The organism is Mesorhizobium sp. M4A.F.Ca.ET.050.02.1.1, assembly GCF_003997725.1.
Classification (GTDB): domain Bacteria; phylum Pseudomonadota; class Alphaproteobacteria; order Rhizobiales; family Rhizobiaceae; genus Mesorhizobium.
This window is the reverse complement of sequence record NZ_RZSG01000298.1, coordinates 1-6,718: the sequence shown is the minus strand read 5'-3', so window position 1 is coordinate 6,718 and position 6,718 is coordinate 1. Positions and strand designations below refer to the sequence as shown.

Below are 6,718 nucleotides of genomic sequence, written 5' to 3'. Positions count from 1 at the left end.
ATTCACGCTTGCGGAAATGGATGACGACGCCTTTGGGGCCGGCGTCGAGCTTCTCGACATTGGCCCTGCGGCAAAGCGCCTTGATGAAGACGATCTTCAAGAGATGCGTCACCTCTTCCGGCAGCGGTCCGAAACGGTCGATCAGCTCGGCGCCGAAGGCGTCGATCTCCTCGGTGCTTTCGAGGTCGCCGAGCCTGCGGTAGAGCGCCAGCCTGAGCTGCAGGTCCGGGACGTAGCTTTCCGGGATCATCACCGCCGTGCCGACGGCGATCTGCGGCGACCAGCCAACGTCCTGCACCTCGCCGGAATCCTTCACCTCGGCCACCGCCTCTTCCAGCATCTGCTGGTAGAGCTCGAAGCCGACCTCCTTGATGTGGCCGGACTGCTCCTCGCCCAGAAGATTGCCGGCGCCGCGGATATCGAGGTCGTGGCTGGCGAGCTGGAAGCCGGCGCCGAGCGTGTCGAGCGACTGCAGTACCTTCAGCCGCCGCTCGGCGGTGTCGGTAAGCTTGCGGTTGGCCGGCAGCGTGAACAGCGCGTAGGCGCGCACCTTCGAGCGCCCGACGCGGCCGCGAAGCTGGTAGAGCTGCGACAGGCCGAACATGTCGGCGCGATGGATGACCAGCGTGTTGGCGGTCGGGATGTCCAGGCCGGATTCGACGATGGTGGTCGACAGAAGCACGTCGTACTGTCCGTCATAGAAGGCGTTCATGATGTCGTCGAGCTCGCCCGGCGGCATCTGACCATGCGCCACCGCCACTTTAAGCTCCGGCACCGATTGCTTCAGGAAATCATGGATTTCGGTCAAGTCGCTGATGCGCGGCACGACATAGAAGGAATGGCCGCCGCGATAGCGCTCGCGCAGCAGCGTCTCGCGGATCACCAGCGGATCGAAGGGCGAGATGAAGGTGCGCACCGCCATGCGGTCGACCGGCGGCGTGGCGATCAGCGACAGTTCGCGCACGCCGGTCAGCGCCAACTGCAGCGTGCGCGGGATCGGCGTCGCCGACAGCGTCAGCACGTGCACGTCGCTCTTCAGGTCCTTCAGCCGCTCCTTGTGCTTGACGCCGAAATGCTGCTCCTCGTCGATTATCAGCAGGCCGAGATTCTTGAACGAGATCGCGGAACCCAGCAGCGCATGGGTGCCGACGACAATGTCGACCGTGCCCTCGGCAATGCCTTTCTTGGTCTCGGCCAATTCCTTGGAACCGACCAGCCGAGACGCCTGCGCGACGCGGATCGGCAGGCCGGAAAAGCGCTGCGAGAAGGTCTTGAAATGCTGGCGCGACAGCAAGGTAGTCGGCACCACCACGGCGACCTGGAAACCTTCCATGGCGGCGATGAACGCGGCGCGCAGCGCCACCTCGGTCTTGCCGAAGCCGACGTCGCCGCAGACCAGCCGGTCCATCGGCTTGCCGGCGCCGAGATCGTCCATGACGGAATCGATCGCGCCCTGCTGGTCGTCGGTCTCCTCATATGGGAAGCGCGCGGAGAACTCGCCATAGAGGCCTTCGGCTGGGATCATGGCGGGCGCCGAGCGCATCTGCCGCTCTGCCGCGATGCGGATCAGCTGCCCGGCCATGTCGACCAGGCGCCGCTTCAGCCGCGCCTTGCGCGACTGCCAGGCGCCGCCGCCGAGCTTGTCCAGCGTCGCCTCGGCCGAATCCGAGCCGTAGCGCGACAGAAGCTCGATGTTCTCGACCGGCAGGAACAGCCGGTCGTCGCCGGCATAGTGGATTTCCAAGCAGTCATGCGGCGCACCGACCGCCTCGATCGTGCGCAGGCCGATGAAGCGGCCGATGCCGTGGTCGGTATGGACGACGATATCGCCAGACGACAGCGACGAGGCTTCGGCGATAAAGTCTGATGCGCGCTTCTTGCGCTTGGAGCGGCGGATCAGCCGGTCGCCGAGGATGTCCTGCTCGGCAACGACGACCAGTCTCTCGGTCTCGAAGCCGGATTCGAGCGGCAGCACGGCAAGGCCCGCCTGCCCCGGCTCGAGCTTTTCCGCCTCGGCAAGCGTCGCCACCGGCTTCAAATTGCCAAGATGATGCTCGGCCAGGATCTGGCCGAGCCGGTCGAGCGAGCCTTCGGTCCAGCCGGCGATGACGACGCGGCGGCGCGCTGCGCGCTCGTCGGCGATGTGCTTCACCACGACATCGAAGACGTTGGTGTTGGGATCGGCGCGTTCCTCGGCGAAGCTGCGGCCATGCCGCGCACCGGCATGGAAAACCTTTTTGCCCCCCACATCGGGCGCATCGAAGACGGTGAAGTCGATGTCTTCGCGCGGGCCGAGAGACGCCTTGAGATTCTCCGGCGAGAGATAAAGCAGGTCCGGCGCCACCGGCTTGTAGGGCACCGCGTCCTTCAACGCACCGTCGGCCTGCTTGCGGCGCGCTTCGTAGTGGTCGAGGATCAGCGTGTGGCGTTCGGCCAGCGCCTCATGCGCCAGATGGTCGAAGACCACCGGCACGTCAGGCAGGTAGTCGAACACCGTCTCCAGCCGCTCGTAGAAGAACGGCAGCCAGTGCTCCATGCCGGCAAAGCGCCGCCCTTCGCTGACCGCGGCATAGAGCCCGTCATCGCGCGACGGCGCGCCGAACGCCTCGATATAGGCGCGGCGGAAGCGGCTGATCGTCTCCGGCGTCAGCGCCACTTCGCTCATCGCCTGCAGCGCCATCGACTTGCGCTGGCCGGTGGTGCGCTGCGTGGCGGCGTCGAAGACGCGGATCGATTCCAGCGTGTCGCCGAAGAAATCGAGCCTGAGCGCCTCGCTCCAGCCGGGCGCGAAGAGGTCGAGGATGCCGCCGCGCACCGCGAACTCGCCGACGCCGCGCACGGTCGGCACCCGCTCGAACCCGGAGGTTTCCAGCCGCGACACCAGCGCCTTCATGTCGATCTGGTTGCCGGGCCTGGCGTGGAAGGTCTGGGCTTCGATGAGATCGGCCGGCGGGATGCGCTGCAGCAGCGCGTTGGCGGTGGTGAGGATCACGGCGCGATGCGGCTTCCTCGCCAACGCGATCATGGCGGCCAGCGCGTCGAGCCGCCGCGCCGCCGCATCCGAGCCCGGCGAGACGCGGTCGTAGGGCAGGCAGTCCCAGGCGGGCAGTTCGAGCACCGGCAGGCCAGGCGCGGCAAAGGCCAGCGCCTCGGTGATCGCCGGCAGGCGCTGCCCGTCGCGGGCCACGAACAGCACCGGCTTTTCGGGCGCGATCTCAAGCGCCGTCTGCACCAGCGCGAAAGCTTCGTAGCCGTCGGCGACACCGTCGACGATGAACTGGCCGGCGCGGCCCTTCGGCAGGCCGATGGAGGGAATAAGGCTCATTTGTATGCGTTTTTCAAAATGTCATGGTCCGGCGCGACGCCAGGATCTTTTGCAGGACAGCGCAGTCGATGTTGGCCGGAACCGGACGTTCGCCGGTGATGAAAGGCAGGAATTCGGTGTCGGGGATTTCAAGGAGCTTTTCATATTGGTCGATTTCCGCATCGGTCAAGTCACCGATCTCGGCATCAGCGAAGGAGCCCAGGATCAGGTCCATCTCGCGCATGCCGCGATGCCAGGAGCGGAACAGGAGCTTGCGGCGGCGGGCATCCAGCCCCTCGCTTGATCGTTGTGTCCCGGTCATGGCGCCGCGTCCCTTGCTGAAGCGGCGCATATAGCGTGGATAGAGGGCGATGTCAGCCTTGCGCAATGGTTGTCGCGACATAAGCTGACAACATGCGCCCTTCCCTGCTCGATCCGCTGTTCGTCCCGATCACCTCGCTTGCCGGCGTCGGGCCGAAGGTAGGCATGTTGATCGAAAAGGTAGTGGCCGCCGATCTCGGCGACCGCGCCGCGCGCGCCGGCGACCTTTTGTTCGTGCTGCCGCACACAGTGATCGACCGCCGCAACCGGCCGGGCATAGCGCTTGCCGCCGAAGGCGCGATCGTCACCCTCGAGGTACGCATCGACCGCCACCAGCCGCCGCCGCGTGGTAACAGGTCGGTGCCGTACCGGGTCTACGCCCATGACGACACCGGCGAGATCGCGCTGACCTTTTTCCATGCCCACGCCGCTTATCTCGAAAAGTCGATGCCGGTGGGCGAGCATGTCGTCATCTCGGGCCGCATGGAATGGTTCAACGGCCGCCCGACCATGGTCCACCCCGACCACATCGCGCTGGCCGGCGAAGCGGAAAACCTGCCGCTGGTCGAGCCGGTCTATCCGCTCACCGCCGGTCTCTCGGGCAAGGTGCTGCGCCGTGCCATCGGCCAGGCGCTTGGCCGCCTGCCGGAGTTGCCGGAATGGCAGGACGACGCCTTCATGCGCCGCCAGACATTTCCACCCTTCGCCGATGCGCTTGCCGGCATCCACTATCCGGCAGACCCGATCGACGTGGCGGTCGAGGGGGTGGCGTGGCGGCGGCTTGCCTATGACGAGCTGCTGGCCGGCCAGGTGTCCCTCGCTTTGGTGCGAGCCAGGATCCGCCGGCTGTCCGGCCGGCCGCTGACCGGCGATGGCAGCGTCGTCGAAAAGCTGCGCGAAGCACTCCCCTACTCGCTGACGCCTTCGCAGGAATTCGCGCTCGCCGAAATCCTTGCCGATCTCGCCGACCCGGAGCGCATGCTGCGCCTGCTGCAAGGCGATGTCGGCTCCGGCAAGACGGTGGTGGCACTCCTTGCCATGGCGCGCGCCGTCGAGGCCGGCGGCCAGGCGGCGCTGATGGCGCCGACCGAAATCCTGGCGCGCCAGCACCTGGCAACCATCGCGCCCCTGGCGCAAAAGGCAGGCCTGCGCACCGCCATCCTCACCGGCCGCGAAAAGGGTCGCGAGCGCACGGAGACACTGGCGGGGCTGGCCAGCGGTGAGATCGACATCGTCGTCGGCACGCACGCCCTGTTCCAGGAATCGGTCACGTTCCACGATCTCGTCCTGGCCGTCGTCGACGAGCAGCACCGGTTCGGCGTCCACCAGCGGCTTGCCATCACCGCCAAGGGCGACGCGCCCGACATGCTTGTGATGACGGCAACGCCGATCCCGCGCACGCTGGTGTTGACCGCCTTTGGCGACATGGATGTCTCCAAGCTGACCGAGAAACCCGCCGGCCGTCAGCCGATCCGCACCGTCACGCTGCCGCTGGAGCGGCTGGACGAGTTGGTCGGGCGCATGCGCGACGCCGTCGCTGACGGCCAGAAGATCTATTGGATCTGCCCGCTGGTCGAGGAATCCGAAGAGGTCAAGCTGATGTCGGCGGAGGATCGCTTCGCCTCGCTGAAGCCGCTCTTCGGCGACCAGATCGGCCTCGTGCATGGCCGCATGAAGGGTGCCGAGAAGGACGAGGCGATGCGCGCCTTCAAGCAGGGGGAGACACGCATCCTGATCGCCACCACCGTCATCGAAGTCGGCGTCGACGTGCCGGACGCCACGATCATGGTCATCGAGCATGCCGAGCGCTTCGGTCTTGCCCAACTGCATCAGTTGCGCGGCCGCGTCGGGCGCGGCGACAAGCCCTCCTCCTGCGTGCTGCTTTACAAGGACCCGCTCGGCGAGACGGCCAAGCGCCGCCTGTCGGTAATGCGCGAGACCGAGGACGGCTTCCTGATCGCCGAAGAAGATTTGAAACTGCGCGGCGAAGGCGAGTTGCTGGGCACGCGCCAGTCCGGCACGCCGGGTTTCCAGGTGGCGCGCATCGAGGCGCATGCCGATCTTCTCGAGGCCGCGCGCGACGACGCCAGGCTGATCCTGTCACGCGATCCGGAACTGCAGTCCGAACGCGGCGAGGCGCTGCGCCTGCTGCTCTACCTGTTCGGCCGTGACGAGGCCGTGCGCCTGCTGCGCGCCGGCTGAGGCCCGGCGCCTATCGGCGGATTGGCGAGCGTGCCCTCGATCTGCTCGCCGTTTACGGTCACCAGCTTGCTCTTCACCTCGGGCGCCACCAGTCCGGCCGAAACGATCAGCTTGGCGCCGTCCTCGATTGTCATGTCGAGCAGCACGATATCGGATTTCAGCACATACATCAGGAAGCCGGTGGTCGGGTTCGGCGTGCACGGCATGAACACCGCAATCAGCGGGTCGCCTTCCTGGTCGAGCTTCTGGTTGATCTCGGTTTCCTTCTCGCTGGCGACGAAGACCAGCGACCAGATGCCCTTGCGCGGATATTCGACCAGCCCGACCTGGCGGAACATGTCGCCCTTGTTCGAGAGCACCGTTTGGAAAATCTGCTTCAGCGAACCATAGATGCCGCGCACCAGCGGCATGCGGCCAAGCAGCCGCTCGCCGAAATTGACAATGGCGCGGCCGACGATGTTGGCGGTCATGAAGCCGATCAGCGTGATCAGCACCAGCGCAACGATGAGACCGAAGCCGGGAACCGGGAACGGCAGATAGGTGTCCGGGCTGTAGCGCAGCGGGATATAGGGCTTCACCCAGGAATCGACCCAGCGGATGAAGGACCAGGCGATATAGGCGGTAATCGCCAGCGGCGCGCAAACAATGAAGCCCGTCAGGAAATAATTCCTGAGCCGGGTCATGCCTGAGGTCTTCGGGGCGTCGGACATGGATCACCGCAGCGCAGGTTGCGCCGCAACATTAGTGAACCGCGACACGGTTTGGAACTGCGAAGTTTTTAAAGAGCGCCCGCGGCGGAACGGCGCAGATTCAGCTACTCCACCGTCACCGACTTCGCCAGATTGCGCGGCTGGTCGACGTCGGTGCCCATGAACACTGCGGTGAAATAGG

General features: G+C 65.9%; 4 protein-coding genes. 1 reads left to right on the top strand and 3 read right to left on the bottom strand.

The window, feature by feature from the left end:
* Together mfd and EOA33_RS19365 are read right to left on the bottom strand one after the other, a co-directional pair.
* The coding region (mfd, locus tag EOA33_RS19370) for a transcription-repair coupling factor (protein WP_127406310.1) at nucleotides 1-3,325 on the bottom strand (3,325 nt) is incomplete at its 3' end.
* A 13-nt stretch (nucleotides 3,326-3,338) separates the two neighbouring features.
* Nucleotides 3,339-3,626 (bottom strand): succinate dehydrogenase assembly factor 2, encoded by a 288-nt coding sequence (locus EOA33_RS19365; protein ID WP_126059061.1) that lies wholly within the window; start codon nucleotides 3,624-3,626, stop codon nucleotides 3,339-3,341.
* A 92-nt stretch (nucleotides 3,627-3,718) separates the two neighbouring features.
* Here EOA33_RS19365 and recG point away from each other — a divergent pair, with 92 nt between their 5' ends.
* Nucleotides 3,719-5,827, top strand: coding sequence for an ATP-dependent DNA helicase RecG (gene recG, locus EOA33_RS19360; RefSeq protein WP_127406309.1), 2,109 nt, complete (start codon nucleotides 3,719-3,721; stop codon nucleotides 5,825-5,827).
* Here the strand turns inward: recG and EOA33_RS19355 are convergent.
* A complete protein-coding gene (locus EOA33_RS19355; protein ID WP_126054310.1) occupies nucleotides 5,779-6,537 on the bottom strand; it encodes a DUF502 domain-containing protein in 759 nt (252 codons plus the stop codon). The two genes, recG and EOA33_RS19355, sit on opposite strands and share 49 nt — an antisense overlap.
* Nucleotides 6,538-6,718: the final 181 nt, after the last annotated feature.

Excerpts from the sequence above, each read along its gene's own strand:
- EOA33_RS19355 (WP_126054310.1), bottom strand. The coding sequence starts at position 6,537 with ATGTCCGACGCCCCGAAGACCTCAGGCATGACCCGGCTCAGGAATTAT.
- EOA33_RS19365 (WP_126059061.1), bottom strand. The coding sequence starts at position 3,626 with ATGACCGGGACACAACGATCAAGCGAGGGGCTGGATGCCCGCCGCCGC.
- recG (WP_127406309.1), top strand. The coding sequence starts at position 3,719 with ATGCGCCCTTCCCTGCTCGATCCGCTGTTCGTCCCGATCACCTCGCTT.